The organism is Pseudomonas sp. ES3-33 (genome assembly GCF_000952175.1).
Taxonomy (GTDB): Bacteria; Pseudomonadota; Gammaproteobacteria; order Pseudomonadales; family Pseudomonadaceae; genus Aquipseudomonas; species Aquipseudomonas gregormendelii.
This window is the reverse complement of the sequence record NZ_JZRI01000062.1, coordinates 21,269-37,732: the sequence shown is the minus strand read 5'-3', so window position 1 is coordinate 37,732 and position 16,464 is coordinate 21,269. Positions and strand designations below refer to the sequence as shown.

Annotated in this window: 15 protein-coding genes; 8 read left to right on the top strand and 7 right to left on the bottom strand. The window is 59.1% G+C overall.

Going from position 1 to position 16,464, the window contains the following annotated elements; translation table 11 throughout:
- The first annotated feature begins 203 nt into the window (after positions 1 to 203).
- The 3 genes from UB23_RS11010 (at position 204) to UB23_RS11000 (ending at position 2,121) form a co-directional block, all read left to right on the top strand.
- Entirely contained in the window at positions 204 to 1,172 is a 969-nt protein-coding gene (locus UB23_RS11010; protein WP_045059350.1) for a polyprenyl synthetase family protein, read from the top strand.
- Positions 1,173 to 1,336: 164 nt separating this feature from the next.
- A complete protein-coding gene (locus UB23_RS11005; protein ID WP_045059349.1) occupies positions 1,337 to 1,678 on the top strand; it encodes a zinc ribbon domain-containing protein YjdM in 342 nt (113 codons plus the stop codon).
- A gap of 185 nt (positions 1,679 to 1,863) precedes the next feature.
- Positions 1,864 to 2,121 (top strand): PA4570 family protein, encoded by a 258-nt coding sequence (locus tag UB23_RS11000; RefSeq protein WP_045059348.1) that lies wholly within the window; start codon positions 1,864 to 1,866, stop codon positions 2,119 to 2,121.
- Between the two features lie 129 nt (positions 2,122 to 2,250).
- On the opposite strand, the gene UB23_RS10995 is transcribed toward UB23_RS11000, so the two are convergent.
- The 3 genes from UB23_RS10995 to UB23_RS10985 all read right to left on the bottom strand — a co-directional run bounded on the left by UB23_RS10995 (position 2,251) and on the right by UB23_RS10985 (position 4,019).
- Complete coding sequence (locus UB23_RS10995) at positions 2,251 to 2,868, bottom strand: FKBP-type peptidyl-prolyl cis-trans isomerase (RefSeq protein WP_045059347.1); 618 nt, start codon at positions 2,866 to 2,868, stop codon at positions 2,251 to 2,253.
- A 121-nt stretch (positions 2,869 to 2,989) separates the two neighbouring features.
- Positions 2,990 to 3,301, bottom strand: a complete 312-nt coding sequence (locus tag UB23_RS10990) for a DUF6482 family protein (protein ID WP_045059346.1) — start codon at positions 3,299 to 3,301, stop codon at positions 2,990 to 2,992.
- A gap of 229 nt (positions 3,302 to 3,530) precedes the next feature.
- Positions 3,531 to 4,019 (bottom strand): TIGR00645 family protein, encoded by a 489-nt coding sequence (locus tag UB23_RS10985; RefSeq protein ID WP_045059345.1) that lies wholly within the window; start codon positions 4,017 to 4,019, stop codon positions 3,531 to 3,533.
- Positions 4,020 to 4,178: 159 nt separating this feature from the next.
- Here UB23_RS10985 and UB23_RS10980 point away from each other — a divergent pair, with 159 nt between their 5' ends.
- Positions 4,179 to 6,008 carry a hypothetical protein gene (locus UB23_RS10980; protein ID WP_045059344.1) on the top strand — a complete coding sequence of 610 codons (1,830 nt, stop codon included), beginning with the start codon at positions 4,179 to 4,181 and terminating at the stop codon, positions 6,006 to 6,008.
- 5 nt (positions 6,009 to 6,013) lie between these two features.
- Here the strand turns inward: UB23_RS10980 and UB23_RS10975 are convergent, their stop codons facing one another.
- Positions 6,014 to 6,355, bottom strand: a complete 342-nt coding sequence (locus UB23_RS10975; RefSeq protein ID WP_045059343.1) for a PA4575 family protein — start codon at positions 6,353 to 6,355, stop codon at positions 6,014 to 6,016.
- 317 nt (positions 6,356 to 6,672) lie between these two features.
- Positions 6,673 to 9,111, bottom strand: coding sequence for a Lon protease family protein (locus UB23_RS10970; RefSeq protein ID WP_045059342.1), 2,439 nt, complete (start codon positions 9,109 to 9,111; stop codon positions 6,673 to 6,675).
- A gap of 273 nt (positions 9,112 to 9,384) precedes the next feature.
- Between UB23_RS10970 and UB23_RS10965 the strand changes: the two genes are divergently transcribed.
- From UB23_RS10965 to UB23_RS10950, 4 genes are all read left to right on the top strand, one after another.
- Positions 9,385 to 9,873, top strand: coding sequence for a DUF3015 domain-containing protein (locus tag UB23_RS10965; protein WP_045059341.1), 489 nt, complete (start codon positions 9,385 to 9,387; stop codon positions 9,871 to 9,873).
- 92 nt (positions 9,874 to 9,965) lie between these two features.
- Positions 9,966 to 11,819, top strand: coding sequence for an Lnb N-terminal periplasmic domain-containing protein (locus tag UB23_RS10960; RefSeq protein WP_045059340.1), 1,854 nt, complete (start codon positions 9,966 to 9,968; stop codon positions 11,817 to 11,819).
- 170 nt (positions 11,820 to 11,989) lie between these two features.
- Positions 11,990 to 12,346 carry a hypothetical protein gene (locus UB23_RS10955; RefSeq protein WP_045059339.1) on the top strand — a complete coding sequence of 119 codons (357 nt, stop codon included), beginning with the start codon at positions 11,990 to 11,992 and terminating at the stop codon, positions 12,344 to 12,346.
- 70 nt (positions 12,347 to 12,416) lie between these two features.
- Positions 12,417 to 12,911: a GreA/GreB family elongation factor gene (locus UB23_RS10950; RefSeq protein WP_045059338.1), complete on the top strand. Its 495-nt coding sequence runs from the start codon at positions 12,417 to 12,419 to the stop codon at positions 12,909 to 12,911.
- On the opposite strand, the gene gdhA is transcribed toward UB23_RS10950, so the two are convergent.
- Positions 12,908 to 14,245, bottom strand: coding sequence for an NADP-specific glutamate dehydrogenase (gene gdhA / locus UB23_RS10945; protein ID WP_045059337.1), 1,338 nt, complete (start codon positions 14,243 to 14,245; stop codon positions 12,908 to 12,910). The genes UB23_RS10950 and gdhA overlap by 4 nt on opposite strands.
- Before the next feature lie 370 nt (positions 14,246 to 14,615).
- Entirely contained in the window at positions 14,616 to 16,280 is a 1,665-nt protein-coding gene (gene ettA, locus UB23_RS10940) for an energy-dependent translational throttle protein EttA (RefSeq protein ID WP_045059336.1), read from the bottom strand.
- Positions 16,281 to 16,464 lie beyond the last annotated feature (184 nt).

Sequence of the window (16,464 nt, the reverse complement as noted above, 5' to 3'; positions counted from 1 at the left end):
TAAGAAGAGGTATTGGCTGGCATGGCTGCATTGGGCTGGAAGGCCCGATTGCAATTGCGTAAGGCAGGTGCTGCCCAGGAAGTTCAGGGTGCGCGATTGTACGCAAGCTGCCGGGCTGATGCAAGAGGCCGTCCATCGTGCCTTGACACCCGCCGACGTGGGTCCTAGCATGCCGCGCAACCCTTCTGGAGCAACTGTCGCTGATGCAACCCCAAGCTTTCTACCGCGCGGTGGCGGACGATTTTAGCGCCGTCGACGGCATCATCAAGAAGCAGCTGACTTCCCGAGTGCCGCTGGTATCGAAAATCGGCGATTACATTACCTCGGCTGGAGGCAAACGCCTGCGGCCTTTATTGGTGTTGCTGTGTGGCAAGGCCCTCGGTCGCGAAGGCGATGACATGCGTCTGCTGGCCGCGACCATCGAGTTCCTGCACACCGCCACACTGCTGCACGACGACGTGGTCGACATGTCCGGCATGCGCCGTGGCCGCTCGACCGCCAACGCCATGTGGGGCAACGCCCCGAGTGTTCTGGTGGGCGACTTCCTGTATTCGCGCTCCTTCGAAATGATGGTCGAACTGGGCTCCATGCCGGTGATGAAAATCCTTTCGCAAGCGACCCGCATCATCGCCGAAGGCGAAGTGTTGCAGCTGTCGAAGGTCCGCGACGCCAGCACCACCGAAGAAACCTACATGGAAGTCATCCGCGGCAAGACCGCCATGCTCTTCGAGGCCTCGACCCACAGCGCTGCGGCCCTGGCAGGTGCGACACCGGAGCAGAGCGAAGCCCTGCGCACTTTCGGTGATCACCTGGGGGTTGCCTTCCAGCTGGTCGACGACCTGCTCGACTACAAGGGCGATGCCGAGACCCTGGGCAAGAACGTCGGCGACGACCTCGCTGAAGGCAAGCCGACCCTGCCGCTGATCTACACCATGCGCGAAGGTACGCCGGAACAGGCGGCCCTGGTACGCAAGGCGATCCAGAAAGGCGGTATCGAAGACCTGGAAAGCATCCGAGAAGCAGTGGAGGCGTCGGGCTCGCTGGAATACACAGCGCAACTCGCACGGGACTACGTAGCCCGCGCGATCAAATGCCTCGAGGCGCTGCCAGCCAGCGAATACCGCGATGCATTGGTTGAGCTGAGCGAGTTTGCGGTAGCCCGCACGCATTAAAGGCAAACGCAAAATCAAAAGATCGCAGCCTTCGGCAGCTCCTACAGGTGTACACAAAACCCTGTAGGAGCTGCCGAAGGTTGCGATCTTTTGCCGTGACACCTCTTCGAACAAAACCCTATATAATGTGCGACTTTTAGCGATCCTCAATCCAAGGAGCCCTAGTGAGCACGTTGCCACCCTGCCCGAAATGCAATTCCGAATACACCTACGAAGACGGCGCGCAGCTGATCTGCCCTGAGTGTGCCCACGAGTGGTCGACTGGCGGCGAAATCGAAGTGGCGGCCGATGACACCGTGAAGAAAGATTCGGTCGGCAACGTCCTGCAGGACGGCGATACCATCACCGTGATCAAGGACCTCAAGGTGAAGGGCACTTCGCTGGTGGTCAAGGTCGGCACCAAGGTCAAGAACATCCGCCTGTGCGATGGCGACCACGATATCGATTGCAAGATCGACGGCATTGGCCCGATGAAACTCAAATCCGAGTTCGTCAGAAAAGTCTGATCCTGCTGTAGCCCATCCTGCGCTCTGCGCCGGATGGCGCCCCCCCCCCCGCGATGGCCAGGCGCCAGCCGTATTGACCTTACGCAATCTTTACCCGAAAAAAAGCGCAAACCGCCAATAGGTCCTTGCTATTTAATGAATAAGAATTATTCTCATTGAATCCCAAATCAATGGAGATGAGACTGATGACTTATTTGATCGATGCCTGGCTTGACCGTCCACACCCTTACCTCAGGATCCTGCATCGGGAAACCGGTGAAGTCTGTGCGGTGCTTGAAGAAGAAGCCCTGAACGAACTGCAGGACCAGGGGGATCTGGACGTCAACGGCCTGAGTTCCAGCGAACCGGTCGTACTCAAGGAGCTGGTGCGTAACCTGTTTCTGTTCTGCTACGCCCGGGCATTGCGCCCTGCGCATGAGCTGCAACACAAGATCGAAATATGACCTGTACGATAAAAACTGTGGAAGCCAGCCTGCTGGCGATGGTGTCAACTCGGTCTTGAACAAAACCCGGTCGCCCCATCGCCAGCAGGCTGGCTCCCACATTAGCCTGTCACAGGGACAGGCATAGGCTTACAGAACGTCGAGCAGCTCGACGTCGAACACCAGAACGCTGTGCGGCGCAATGCTGCCAACGCCTTGAGCGCCGTAAGCCAATTCGCTCGGCACGTACAGACGCCATTTGCTGCCAGCGTTCATCAGTTGCAGGGCTTCGGTCCAGCCAGCGATCACGCCGCCAACCGGGAATTCTGCAGGCTGGCCGCGCTCGTAGGAGCTGTCGAACACAGTGCCGTCGATCAAGGTGCCGTGGTAGTGAGTACGAACCTGATCTTCACGGGTTGGCTTGGCGCCTTCGCCCTGGGTCAGCACTTCGAATTGCAGGCCCGAAGCCAGGGTGGTGATGCCGTCACGCTTGGCGTTTTCAGCCAGGAAGGCCAGGCCTTCGCCTGCTGCAGCTTCAGCCTTGGCAGCGGCTTCAGCTTGCATGATTTCGCGAATGACCTTGAAGCTGGCGGACATTTCTTCCTGGCCTACACGGCTTTCCTTGCCAGAAAAGGCGTCGGTCAGACCTGCCAGGATCGCGTCCAGGTTAACGCCCGGTGGCGGGTTGTCGCGCAGCTGGTCGCCCAGCTGACGGCCGATACCGTAGCTGACGCGGGTTTCGTCGGTGGACAGATTTACTTCGGACATGACACTGCTCCGCTGTGCGGACGGCCCCGGAACATGCCGTGCGTACACAGCGCGTCCCGGAGCGCCCGGAACCAAAAGGGCCAGCAGACTAGCACAGTTGCCAATCGGTTGATTAGAGCCCTCAGCCCTGCCAGGCAGAACGGAAAGCGATCGGCACCTTCAGGCTCTCCTCGGCACTGGCGCCCAGGCCGCACATTTCGTCATGTACCGAGGTGTGCACCAGGTTGAATGGCAAGGTGGGAAAAGCATGCAGCACTTCACGGGCATGCTCCACCGAGCGCAGATGAAGCACTTTGCCGTGGGCATCACTCAAGGGATAGGCTGCGCCGTGCATGCGCGCCTCCAACAGGTAGATGCCGCCTTCAAGGGAAATCAGGTTCAGCTCATCGACCTTGTGGGCGATGGCAAAGGCATTAAGCTCTTGCAGGTTCATTGATGCACCTCGAACGGTGGCGGGCCAGGACCTTTACAGGGATAGGCTTCGTCGCTTCAAAGCACAAGCCAAAAACCACACCGCTCGTCCGGTTCACTGCCTGAGACTGCAGGAGCGAGCTCGCTCCGGGCGGCGTTCCGACGGAGAACTCAAGGCCCGCGCTCATTCAGAACTCCCGCGTTATCGTTGAAGTCCATCGCGAGCAAGCTCGCTCCCACAGTGGCCGTGATCAGTGCTTGGTGAGCTTGTCGAGGTAACCCATGGCGAAGGCCGACACCACGAAAGTCATGTGAATGATCACGTACCACTTCAGGTGCTCGGGATCGACGTTCTTGGCGTCCATGAAGATCCGCAGCAGGTGGATCGAGGAAATCGCCACGATCGACGCTGCCACTTTCATCTTCAGCGAAGACGAGTCCATGGTGCCCAGCCAGTTGAGCTTCTCTTTGTGGTCGTCGATGTCCAGTTGGGAAACGAAGTTCTCGTACCCGGAAATCATCACCATCACCAGCAGGCCACCCACCAGCGCCATGTCGATCAGCGACAGCAGCACCAGGATCACATCCGATTCGGCCATTGAGAACACGCTGGGAATGACGTGGAAGACCTCCTGAAAGAATTTCAACCCCAAAGCCAGCAATCCCAACGACAAGCCAAAATAGATCGGCGCCAGCAGCCAGCGCGAGGCGTACATTGCATTTTCGATAAAGCGTTCCATTAAATCTCACACCTGGGCTGAAATGGTCGCGAGTATAACAGTCCGCTGTTACACCCAGAAACAGGCGGAAAATCCACAACCTGCACATATGTGACAAGTTTTTTCTGCTAGTGTCGAAACAATTGACAGCTCAGCGACATCGGACAGGAAGACGGGAAAATGGATGTGCGATTGCCTTTGACGGGCGCCGGAATGTGCCTGGCTTTACTGATGAGCGCCTGCTCGCCCAGCGATGAAAAAGCCCAGGTCAGCCTCGAAGAGAAAACGGCCCGGTTCGAAAAGTCCCTGGACGCCATCGAAGATCCCAAACTCAAGGATGCCGTCGCCGAATTGGGTGGCTCGCTGTTATTGCTCGAACGTGCGCAACTCAAGCTCGACAGCAAGCCGCTGGAAACCGAATACAGCGACGATGCGCTCGCCGTGCTCAAGCACTACCCCACGCCTCAGGCGCTGGTCGACACCTACATCAACGGCCTGTTCGTGCTGCACAAGGATTCCAGCTCCGACTACCTGACCGACCTGCAGCCGGTGTTCCCCTTCAATTTCAACATTCCGGATACCTTTGTGTTCCCCCATGGCGTGGAATGGCTGTCGGTGACACTGAGCAACAAACGCGTCATCGGGTTCCAGCCGGAGTGGTCGGAGACCGATCCCGGCATCCAGTTGAGCCCCTCGAGCTCCAACCTGACCAATCCCGATGACCTGACCGTCACCTACCCCTTCATCGATGGCCTTGACGTCGACAACAAACACCAGCCTCAGCCCGTCAGCCTGCAGGGCAAAGTGGAAGTTATCGCGCCGCGTCGTTTGTACAGCTTCAATCTGACCAAAAAGGACGTCGGCCAGACTCGCAGTAACGACAACCTCAGCGTCAAACTGTTGAAGCTTGAAAAAAATTACGCCGAAATCGAGTTCAGCAATAGCGCCCCAATGGCTGCCGAGGTAGCTGACACGCCCCTGAATCCATTGATCGTCCAGGCCAGGGACAGCACCGGGCAGTTTCTCTCGCGTTCGGGCTCGATCAACGAAACGGCCGAGCAAATTGCGTTTTATCAAAAGCAATTGGCGTTATTGCAGCAGCAGAAAACCTGGAGCGAGGCCTTCGAGAAACAACTCGAATCGCAGCAGCGGGCCTTTGAGAAGCAGCAAACCAGGCATTACTCGAAGGTCTATTTCAACGGGCCGATCGACGCCCTGGAAGTTAGCGTACTGGATTTCTCCACCGCCACAGTGACCCGCAAGGACCTCGATTTGCCGGTACGCCGGTTCGATCCTCGCACCACGGAAAAAACCATCCAGACCCTTGAGCTACCAGTGGTGGTGTACGACGACCAGGCTGCGAACTGGCTCAAAGGCGCGACCCTCAGTGAAGACCAACTGAAAAAAGGCGTGAGCATTCGTCAGTCGGTCGATGACCCGAGCGCCGCGCAGATCGAGTTCGATCACAGGAGAAGTTTTAACGACGAACTGCTGGGCAGCTCCTTCAACCCCGGTGACAGCCCGGTCAGCTTCTTCACCGAAGACGCCAGTGGCAAACGTGACGAGCCGATCGAATTGCCACCCGAAGCGTTCCAGGTCGATCCTCTGCGCGGCACCATCACCTATGACCTGAACCTGTTCCCGCAGACGCCTGCCTATGCCGTAGGCTCGATCCCGCTGTTCCTGGCCAGCATCGAGAAGAAAACCCTGGACGCTGGTCAACTGCCCAAGGGCCTGGAGCTCAAAGGCAATGCCCTGCTGGTCGACCTGAAGGCATTCCCGGAGCAGGACTGGCGTTTCTACGCCCGGGACGACAGTGGTAATTACCTGAAGGAAATACTTGCGGTGAGTCACGATGCGAGCCCGGAGGGCCCGGCTTTGACGGGCGTGCACTACTTCTATGGCCGGCCTGCCCGCCTGGAAACCTATCAGCGGATCGACCTCACCACCGTGCAATATGGGTTTGAGGTCAAGCTCGACAAGGCTGATACCGCCAGCCCTGATCAATAGCCCACTCAGTGATCCGGGCGGAACTCGAAACCGGCCAGGTTGCGCGTGCGTCCGCCATTGATTTCCCGCAGTTGGGCTTGCAAGTGCAGGCACCAGATTTGCGGGTCGTCGGCCAGTTGATAACCATGCAAGGTCAGGCTTTCAACGATAGTGTCGAGGATTGATTCAGCCACAAATGGGCCATGGAAAGGTCCCTGTGCCTTGATGGCAGAAGGTTGTTCGCCCGCCATTCCGGCAGCAAACAGCAAGGTCCACATGCCCTTGTCTCCCGCCAGGGGGCGCACGGCGCATTCGATACGGGTCACAAGGCCCAGGCATTGTCGGGTGAGGCAGAGGTTGCGCGACATGGCGGCGACCCTCGGTAGATCCGGTATTCAGCCTCCATCAGAAGACTGTTTCGATCCAGTGATACTGTCGATATCCTTGACCTGAGAATAGAAGAAAAGTCTGGAAAGCATGCCAGGTAGAACCACAAGGCGCCGAATGGTCATTGTGTGAATATTGGCGCCAGAGTGATGGCACTTTGCACAGTTTAATCGGATGCACAGGTGGGAGCGAGGCTGCTCGCGATGGCGGTGTGTCATCCAAAATATCAGCTGGTTGACACTCCGTCATCGCGAGCAGGCTCGCTCCCACAGGTAAGTGGTGAAACCTCAGGGGCCTATCAGGCCGGCTTGGCCTCCACCAAGGCTTCCTGCGCCGCTTCTTTCTCCGCCTCCCTCATGTCCTCTTCGCTGATCATTTCCGCAATCACCCGCAGGCGCTCCACTACCCGGGCGTTGACGCTGCCCTCCGGGAACTCGCCATTCTCGTCCGGTGCACCGGCTGGCTCGCCGACCAGCAGGCTCAGGGCCTCATCGGCCTGGCGCACTGCGTACACATGGAACTGCCCGGCGCGCACCGCCGCCAGGACCTTCTCATCGAGCATCAGCGTGGCCACGTTGGCCTGCGGAATGATCGCACCTTGTTCACCCGTCAGGCCGCGGGCCTCGCAGAGTCGGAAAAAGCCCTCGATCTTCTCGTTGACCCCGCCTACCGCCTGCACTTCACCGAACTGGTTGATCGAGCCGGTGATCGCAAAGCACTGCTTGAGCGGTGTTTTCGACAACGCCGAAATCAGCGTGCAAGCCTCGCCCAACGACGCGCTGTCACCGTCCACATAACCGTAGGACTGCTCCAGCGCGATGCTCGCGGAAATCGCCAGCGGAAATTCCTGGGCGTAGCGGCTGCCGAGGTAACCGGTCAGGATCATCACGCCCTTGGAGTGAATCGGCTGGCCCAGATTGACCTCACGCTCGATGTCGACGATGCCGCTGCCACCCGGGTAAACCGTGGCAGAAATACGCGCTGGCACACCGAAGGCCGAATCGCCGACTTCCAGCACCGTCAGGCCGTTGCACTTGCCCACGGCCGCGCCATCGGTGTCGATCAGGATGATTCCGGCCAGCATGTCATCGAGGATTCGCGCCGAGACCCGCCCGGTTCGGGTGGCCTTGGCCTTGAGGGCTCGTTCGATATGCCCGGCGTCGGTCATTTCATCCGCCGCCAGGTGACGAATGAAATCCGCCTCGCTGACCAGCTGGAACAGGTCGCCGATGCGCGCCGACAAGCGCCCCTGGTGTTCAGCCAGACGCGCGCTGTAGGTCGCCAGGCGCGCCACCGCATCGGCAGTCAAGGGCGCCATGCCCTCTTCCGAGGTGCGGGTTTTCAGCAGTTGGGCAAACTGTTCCAGGCTTTCGTCGACCATCGGAATGTCTTCGTCGAAATCCACCAGCACGCGGAACATCTCCTGGAAGTCTGGATCGAGGTCCTGCAGCGTGTAGTACAGCTGCCGAGCCCCGATGATGACGACCTTGACCTGCAGCGGGATGTTTTGCGGGGTCAGCGTCACGGTGGCCAGGCGGCCCAGCTCACCCAGTGGCGATTCCATCTTCAGCTTGCGCGACTGCAGGGCACGCTTGAGCGCATCCCATACGAATGGCTCGCTAAGCATTTTCTCCGCTTCCAGGATGAGAAAACCGCCGTTCGCGCGGTGCAGTGCACCCGGACGCAGCTGCCGATAGGTGGTGTAGAGCGCGCCCTGGTCAGTGCTGTACTCGATGCGCCCGAACAGGTTTTCATAAGTCGGGTGCGGCTCGAACACCACCGGTGCGCCGCCGCTGGCCGAATGACCGACCACCAGGCTCGGGGCGTATTGTTCTTCCAGCATCTTGCGGGCGACAGCGTCGATCTTGCTGTCGTCGACCAATTGCTCGACAACCGTTTTCAGCAGGTAGACCTGCATCGCCTGCAGGTAACCGCAGACCGCCGCGTTCTCGGCATACTTCTCCGACAACGGTGACAGCAATGGCTGCAAGGCCAGGGTGATGGTTTCTTCATTAAGGTGGCGCAGTTGATTGCTCGACTCACGCTTCCATTGCGGCAGGCTGGCGAGCTCTTCGTTGAGCCGTTCCTCTAGGCCGGAAATGTCATCGTGAAAACGCTCGCGATCGGCTTCGGGCAGTTGGGCGAACTCTGCTTCGTCCAGGGCCTTACCATCCCCCATCGGGGTGAACGCAATGTTGCTGGCGTCGCGGTACAGCGCGACGTCCTTCTCCAGCGCCAGGCGCTCAATGATATCCAGCGCCTTGTCGTAGCGCTGGTTGAATGCACGGTCGATGGCACTTTTCTTTTGCTGATAGGACGGGTGTTCAAACACCGCAGGGAACGTCGCCACCAGATTGTCGATCAAGGTGTTGATATCGCCGATAAACGCGCCGGCGGTGCCTGAAGGCAGTTCCAGGGCCCGGGGTTCGCGCGGCTCGTCGAAATTATTGACATAGACCCAGTCTGCCGGGGTCTGCAGGCGTTTGCCTTCGGCTTTCAGGTAGCGTTTGACGAACGAGAACCGGCCAGTGCCGGGCTCACCCATGACAAATACGTTGTAGCCGGGGCGTGGCATGGCCACGCCGAACTGCAATGCTTCGACCGCACGTTCCTGGCCAAGCACACCGCGAAAGGGCTCCAGATCATTGGTGGTAGAGAAGCTGAACTGTTCAGCGGAAAACGGACGGGTCAGCGCTTCGGGCGCTAGACGCAAGCTGGCAGCAACAGGATCAGGCATCGGGCTTCCTTACATCAGGCGGGGCAGATAGCGGCATTCTGGCGCTGCCTCCACCCCACTTGCAAGGCGCGCCTTCAGTCAAAGCATAGCCAAACCGCCATCGTCAGGCTGGCCGGGGCTAAATCGATGTTTTGACGAATATTTAGCAAAAAGTAACGGAACCCTTGGAACGTGCCTAAACTCCAAATTGCGCGGCTGGAACAATAACCGGCCCACTGGCGCCAGATCGGGCCAGACCCTGTCCATTGGTATGCACATAAAGAGAACAAAGCTATGAAACGGATTCTTCTCGGTACTCTCTTCACCGCTGTATCCATCAACGCCATGGCTCAGGCGCCAGGCGGTCCGGATTGCGGTTGGGGCAACATGCTGTTCGAAGGTCAGCGTGGCACCCCGGCTCACTTCCTGGCATCCACCACCAACGGCACTTCCGGTAACGCAACGTTCGGTATGACATCGGGTACCAACGGTTGCTCGACTAACGCGTCGCTGACCTATGGCGGCAAATCCTGGCTGGCCATGAATGGCATGATGAATGAGTTGTCCGAAGACATGGCTAAAGGCAACGGCGAAGCGCTGACGACCTATGCCGTGGTACTGGGCGTGGCGCCGGAAGATCGTGAGCATTTCGCAGCAGTTACCCACGAGCACTTCCAGCAGATCTTCAGCAAGGCTGATGTAACCGCTGAAGACGTGCATACCAACACCCTGTCCGTTATCAAGAACGATGCTCGCCTGGCCAAATACGCCACTCAAGCATAAGCTCGACCCACCCGCTCCTCTTGGGGGGCGGGTTTTATTTTTTGGACCTGCGCCCCCTTGGGTCTTTGTTTCTTTCCATTAAGTTGCCCACTATGCTCAAACGCCTTGCCTGGTTGGCGCTCTGTGCCTGCGCCCCGCTGTCCGCCGCGCCAAACATCGACTCTGAACGTTTGCAGCAACTGGCTAACGACCCATTCTGGATCTCCCTGGGCCACTACGAAACTGCCAAGCTCGGTGGCTGGCGCAGCTATGTCAGTGACCGGAAGTTTTTCCTCGCGCCGGACGGCAACGAACATCCGGACCGCGAACTGGCCGCCACTGTGCAGGCCTTGTACGCCCCGGCAAGCAAAGGCGAACAACACGCACAATGCATCTACCCGGCACGCACCCGCTGGCTCAAGGCGCAACTGAACCTGACGGACTTGCCGGCCCCGCAATGTGCTGAATTCAAGCAATGGTTCAAGGACGTTTCCCCCGACAGTGCGGTGATGATCTTTCCAGCGGCCTACCTGAACAGCCCGTCGTCGATGTTTGGTCACACCCTGCTGCGCATTGACCAGGCTGGCGTGCAGAGCGACAAGACTTCACTACTCAGTTATGCGATCAACTTCGGCGCCTACATCGAAGGTTCCGACAACAGCATCCTTTACGCCTGGAAAGGCCTTATGGGGGGCTACCCGGGGCTGTTTGCGCTGGTGCCCTACCAGGAAAAGCTCTCGGAATACCGCAGCCTGGAGAACCGCGACCTGTGGGAATACCGGCTGAACCTGACCCAGGCAGAAACAGCGCGCATGGTCGAGCACGTCTGGGAACTGAAACAGATCCAGTTCGACTATTTTTTCTTCGACGAAAACTGCTCCTATCGCTTGCTTGAGCTGCTGCAAGTGGCGCGACCGAGCCTGCGCCTGACCGAACAATTCCCCCTCACGGCCATCCCTACCGACACCGTCAAGGCCGTGAAAGAGGCCGGCCTGGTCGAGTCCATCCAGTATCGTCCGTCCAGGGAGCGTGAGCTGCTGAGCCGTGCCGAGCCGCTGACTGATGAAGAGCAACAATGGGTACTGAAAGTCAGCGCCGATCAGAAGCAGCTTCAGAGCGCAGATTTCAAGGCACTGCCGCGCGATCGCCAGGCGCTGGTCATCGACGCCGCGTATCGCCTGGAACGTTACCGCGCCAACGGCCAGGAACGTGACCCTGAGCGCTCCCAGCGCAGTTTCGAACTGCTGCGGGCGATCAATCAGAACCCGGCGCCGGCGCTTGATATTGCGCGACCGGGCCTGCCCGAGGACGGTCATGAATCGCGCACCTGGCAGGCCGGCATCGGCACTCGGGGCGATGAAGCCTTCGCCGAGTACGGCTTGCGCATGGCCTACCATGACCTCAACGACAACGCCGAAAGCTTCCCCCTGGGCGCGCAGATCGAAATTCTGCAGATGAAATTGCGCCAGTACGAAGGCAACCGCTGGCAGTTCCAGCAGTTGGACCTGGCGACGATTCGCTCGCTGACCCCGCGCAACGAGCTGCTGCAACCATTGTCCTGGCAAGTCACCGGCGGCCTGGAACGCGTTCCGGGCAAGCACGATGACGAGAACCTGGTCAGTCACGTCAACGGTGGCGGCGGCGGGACATGGCAATTGAGCGAAGACATGCTCGGGTTTGTCATGGGTACCGTGCGGGTTGAGCACAACAATGACTTCGCCGAATTCATCGCCCCCGCCGCCGGATTTAATACCGGGGTGCTGTGGAAAAACCCGCTGGGTAATTTCAGCCTGGAAACCAAAGGCGATTTTTTCACCAATGGCGAGGTGCGGCGCAGTGTGAGCTTGAATCAGCAGTGGGAGCTGTCGCGAAACCTGGGGCTGCGCCTGAGTGCGCAGCGCGAGTTCAGCCACATGGCATCGCCTGAGAATGAGGTGATGCTTGAAGTGAAGTGGTATCACTACTAGATCAAAAGATCGCAGCCTTCGGCAGCTCCTACATTCGATCGCGCACACCTGTAGGTGCTGCCGAAGGCTCGAGCCGCGTTCGGACGATCTTTTGATCTTCCTTTCACATCCCGACAACGAATCGATTTCTAGACTGACTGCATAGGCCGTCGAACGGTCAGGAGTCTGAGATGTGGCGTTGCGCAGGTATGTTGGGATTGCTGCTGTTGTGCGCGGGTTGCCAGTCGACCCACGAAGACCTGATCGCCAAGGGCTATCCGCCGGCCTTCGCCGACGGTTTCGATGACGGTTGCGTCAGTGGTCGCCAGGCGGCCGGGGCGATGACCGGTGAATTTCGCAAAAACGTCCCGCGCTATCTCAAGGACCCGCACTATGCCGAAGGCTGGAGCGATGGCTTTCGCCAGTGCCAGGCGATGCTGGAAAATCAGGATCGCGCAGACTATCGCAGCCACCATTGGGATGACCGCGATAAGGCCTGGCAACAGCAGAAGGACCAGGATGCAGCGCGCGCCTATCGCTCGCAATGAGTCGCTCACGGGCATCCGTCGAAACTAAATGCCTGAGACCATGGCCCAAACCCTATTACGGGAGAAAACCATGAGTCGCGCCTTCGTCAATGAAGATAACGCCGCTGCGCAAGCCGATCAGCCTGTCGAACGGCAGGTCAGCGCGCAGCCCAACTACGTCACACCCACTGGACTGATCCAGTTGCAGGCCAAGGTTGCCGAACTGCAGCAGCAGCTAAGCGCTGAGTCGGCCAAGGGAGAACAGCCGGACAAGCAGCGCCAGGCGGATCTGCAACGGGATTTACGCTATTTCAACCAGCGCGTGCTCAGCGCGCAAGTGATCACACCCGCGAGCTCGACGCAAAAGGTGCAGATTGGCAGTCGAGTGACGTTTGCCGACGAGCACAACGCCGAACAGACCGTCCAGCTGGTGGGCGAGGATCAGGCGGACGCATCGGCGGGCCTGATCAACTGGGGCTCGCCGCTGGGCCGGGCGCTGCTTGGGGCGCAACTCGGGGATGAGGTGCTGTGGCAACGCCCGGCCGGCGATCAACTGATCGAGATCATCCGCATCGAACCGGCTTAGACCACACCTTGGGCGAGCATGGCATCGGCGACTTTGACGAAGCCGGCGATGTTTGCCCCTTTGACGTAGTTGATCCGACCATCCTCTTCGCCGTAGTGCACGCAAGCGTGGTGAATCGACTGCATGATGGCGTGCAGTTTGCTGTCCACCTCGCCGCCGGTCCACAGCAGGCGCATGGCGTTCTGCGACATTTCCAGGCCACTTACGGCGACGCCGCCTGCGTTGGACGCCTTGCCTGGCGCAAACAGAATCCCTGCCTCGATGAACAGGTCCACAGCTTCCAGCGTGGTCGGCATGTTGGCGCCTTCGGCCACGCAGATGCAGCCGTTGCGCAGCAATGCGCGGGCGGCCTCGGCATCGAGTTCATTCTGCGTTGCGCATGGCAGCGCGATGTCGCAGGCCAGATCCCATGGGCTCTGACCGGCGCGGAACTCCAGGCCAAAGCGCGCAGCCAACTCAGTGATTCGCCCGCGCTGGACGTTTTTCAGTTCCAGTACCGCCAGCCATTGCTCTTCAGTCAAACCGGCTTCGCAGTACAGCGTGCCCTCGGAGTCCGACAGCGAAATGACCTGGCCGCCCAGGTCCATGACCTTGCGGGCCGCGTACTGCGCGACGTTGCCAGAACCCGAGATCGCCACGCGCTTGCCTTCGACGGTTGCGCCTTGGCGCTTGAGCATTTCCTCGGCGAAATAGACACAGCCGAAACCGGTGGCTTCGGGCCGAATCAGGCTGCCGCCGTAGCTCGGGCCCTTGCCTGTGAGCACGCTGGTGAACTGGTTGCTCAGGCGCTTGTATTGACCGAACAAAAAGCCAATCTCCCGGGCACCGACGCCGATATCGCCCGCCGGCACGTCAACGTCTGCACCGATGTGCCGGTACAGTTCGCTCATGAAGGACTGGCAGAAGCGCATGACTTCAGCATCGCTTTTGCCTTTGGGGTCGAAGTCCGAGCCGCCCTTGCCGCCCCCCATGGGCAACGAGGTCAGAGAGTTCTTGAATGTCTGTTCGAACGCGAGGAATTTCAGCACGCCCAGGTTCACTGACGGATGGAAGCGCAGACCGCCCTTGTACGGACCGATGGCACTGTTCATCTGGATGCGGAAGCCCCGATTGACCTGCACCTTGCCGTGATCGTCGACCCATGACACACGAAACACCACCGCCCGCTCCGGCTCACAGATACGCTCCAGGATGCCGGAAGTCAGGTAGCGCGGATTGGCTTCCAGAAACGGCCAGAGGCTGCGCAAGACTTCTTCCACAGCCTGATGAAACTCGGGCTGGTCGGGGTCACGTTTTTTCAGGCGGGCAAGGAAGGATTCAACGGATTCGATCATGGAAAGTCTCGGCAAATTTATTGTCGTTGGAGAGATTGAGCCGGACTTTAACAAACGAATCGCGCACAGGAACAGCGCAACATGTCGCCTTTATGAAATTAAATGGTGCACAGGATATAAATAAGCCTGTTTTTCGGCCGATTTTGCACCTGAATAGGGAGATCGACTCGACGCAATGCACCAACAGTTATACCGCCATCGCTAGCAGGCTAGCTCCCACAGGGGATGGGTGGTGAATCGAGATTTATTGCCTGCACAAGACTTTGTGGGAGCTGGCCTGCCGGCGATGAATTCCACTCGGGACCCCTGAAAAACAGAGCAAAAAAAACGGAGCCTGAAGGCTCCGTTGTTTCATGCAACCAACCCAGAATCAGGCCAGTTTCTTGTGCCGTACACGATGCGGCTGGGCAGCTGCTTCGCCGAGACGCTTTTTACGATCGGCTTCGTACTCGGTGTAGTTACCTTCGAAGAACACTGCTTGCGAGTCATCTTCGTACGCCAGGATGTGCGTCGCCACGCGGTCCAGGAACCACCGATCGTGAGAGATCACAATGGCGGCGCCCGGGAAGTCCAGCAGGGCCTCTTCCAGGGAGCGCAGGGTTTCAACGTCGAGGTCGTTGGACGGTTCGTCGAGCAGCAGGACGTTGCCGCCCTCCTTCAGGGTCAGGGCCAGGTGCAGGCGACCGCGCTCACCACCGGACAGGTCCTTGACGAACTTCTGCTGATCGCCACCCTTGAAGTTGAAGCGACCCACGTAGGTACGCGACGGGATCTCGTAGTTGCCGATGCGGATCTGGTCGGAACCGTCGGAGATTTGCTGGAATACCGTCTTGCTGCCATCCAGGTCCTCACGGCTCTGGTCAACGCAAGCCAGTTGCACGGTTTCGCCGACTTCGATGGTGCCCGAATCCGGAGTCTCCTTGCCCATCAACATGCGGAACAGCGTGGATTTACCCGCGCCGTTACCGCCGATCACACCCACGATGGCGCCTTTGGGCATGGAGAACGACAGGTTGTCGATCAGCACGCGATCGCCGTAACCCTTGGAGACGTTCTTGAACTCGATGACCTTGTCACCCAGGCGCGGACCGGCCGGGATGTAGATCTCGTTGGTTTCGCTACGCTTCTGGAATTCCTGCGACTGCATTTCTTCGAAGCGTTGCAGACGAGCCTTGGACTTGGACTGGCGGGCCTTGGCGCCTTTGCGCACCCACTCCAGTTCTTCCTTCATGGCTTTTTCATGGGCCGACTGCTGCTTGGATTCTGCAGCCAGACGATTGGACTTGGCTTCAAGCCAGCCCGAATAGTTGCCCTCGTACGGGATACCGGCGCCGCGGTCGAGTTCGAGAATCCAGCCGGCAACGTTGTCCAGGAAGTACCGGTCGTGCGTGATCGCTACCACGGTGCCCGGGAAGTCATGGAGGAAGTGCTCCAGCCAGGCGACGGAATCGGCGTCCAGGTGGTTGGTCGGTTCGTCCAGCAGCAACATGTCCGGAGCCGACAACAGCAGACGGCACAGCGCCACACGACGTTTTTCACCACCGGAGAGGAATTCGACCTTGGCGTCCCAGGCGGGCAAACGCAGTGCATCGGCCGCCACTTCCAGCTGACGATCCAGGTTGTGACCATCGCTGGCCTGCAGAATCGCCTCGAGCTTGGCCTGTTCAGCAGCCAGCTTGTCAAAGTCGGCATCTTCCTCGGCGTAAGCGGCGTAGACCTCGTCCAGGCGAGCCTGGGCGTTCTTGATCACGCTGACCGCTTCCTCGACCACTTCGCGCACAGTCTTGGTCGGATCCAGGATCGGTTCCTGCGGCAGGTAGCCGATGTTCAGTTCCGGCATCGGTCGGGCTTCGCCCTCGAATTCGGTGTCGACGCCCGCCATGATTTTCAGCAGCGTGGACTTACCCGAACCGTTGAGGCCGAGCACGCCGATCTTGGCGCCAGGGAAGAAAGACAGCGAAATGTTTTTCAGGATTTCCCGCTTCGGCGGAACAACTTTTCCCAGCCGATGCATGGTGAAGACGTATTGAGCCATGGAGAACCTTGGGTCAGTGACAGATGAATGATTGGAGCGCGGGCGAGGCCCGGCCAGACCGTGCGCGCTGACCGCTTGATAGGGACCAATGCGTGCGCGCTGAAGAAAGTCTGATTCTAGGAGCTGGAACGCTCCCACGTAACCGGCAAAGCTACCTTAATGATGGATGGCAGTCCAGCCGAGC